The organism is Rhodococcus sp. IEGM 1379 (assembly GCF_030056815.1).
GTDB lineage: Bacteria > Actinomycetota > Actinomycetes > Mycobacteriales > Mycobacteriaceae > Rhodococcus_F.
Genome location: NZ_JASHKR010000189.1, coordinates 1 through 911, shown reverse-complemented (window position 1 = coordinate 911; position 911 = coordinate 1). Strand labels below are relative to the sequence as shown.

The window sequence follows — 911 nt, the reverse complement described above, 5'->3', positions numbered from 1 at the left end:
CACTGGAAAGGGAGGACGCAATGCCAGCGAAGTCGACGAACTCCGATGACGGAGAACGTGAATCATCCGGTGCCGCAGCCGGAGCCAGCGACTTGGCAGCACGCGTCGTCAGCTCTGCGGCACACGATATCGGGGGGTTTATTCGTGCACAACGAGAAGCCGCGCAAGTATCGATGCGCCAACTCGCGCAGCTCGCCGGTGTAAGCAATCCGTACCTCAGTCAGATCGAACGAGGATTACGGAAACCGTCCGCCGACGTACTCGCGCAAATCGCAAAAGGACTCCGAGTGTCTTCGGAAGTCCTCTACGTCCAAGCCGGGTACCTCGAGCAACGGCCACACAGTCCGATCCGTGACGCGGTAATTGCCGATACCGCCATCAACGAGCGACAGAAGCAAGTACTGCTCGAGATTTACGACTCGTTCTGTCGGGAGAACGAGTCGACGCGGCCGGCTGGCCCATCCGTAACTGCAGCCGCAGCCCAGACCACAACTCCGGACTAAAGAACTTTCACAAGGAGAACACCATGACTGACAAGACCACCATCGACAGCGTCAAGACCTCGCTCTTCGCCGCAGTCGGCGCCGGCGACCTCGTCGTCCAGGCTGTTGCCGACGTCGTCGCACAGGTTCGTGAGCGCGCCGAGACCCGTCAGGACGATGTCACCGGCCGCGTCGACGGTGCCCGCGAAAAGTTCGCTGCAGTGCAGGGCGACGTCGCTGAAAGCGTTGAGGCACTTCGTGAGCGTCTCGCCGGTCTGCCGGCCGAGCTGCCCGAGGAGCTCGCCGAGCTGCGCGAGAAGTTTGCACCCGAAGAGCTCCGTAAGGTCGCCGAGGCATACCTCAAGGTTGCCGGCGATCTGTACAACTCCCTCGCTGAGCGTGGCGAAGATGCAGTCGAGCGCATCCGCA

Annotated in this window: 1 protein-coding gene and 1 pseudogene; both read left to right on the top strand. The window is 61.7% G+C overall.

The annotated features are described in order from the left end of the window. Positions 1 to 20 precede the first annotated feature (20 nt). Positions 21 to 503 carry a helix-turn-helix domain-containing protein gene (locus QM600_RS29450; protein ID WP_283265313.1) on the top strand — a complete coding sequence of 161 codons (483 nt, stop codon included), beginning with the start codon at positions 21 to 23 and terminating at the stop codon, positions 501 to 503. A gap of 23 nt (positions 504 to 526) precedes the next feature. Then, positions 527 to 911, top strand: a pseudogene (locus tag QM600_RS29445) (heparin-binding hemagglutinin); the annotation flags it as partial.

What these genes read in the sequence shown, in the direction of transcription:
- QM600_RS29450 (WP_283265313.1), top strand. Translation starts at nt 21, where the DNA reads ATGCCAGCGAAGTCGACGAACTCCGATGACGGAGAACGTGAATCATCC.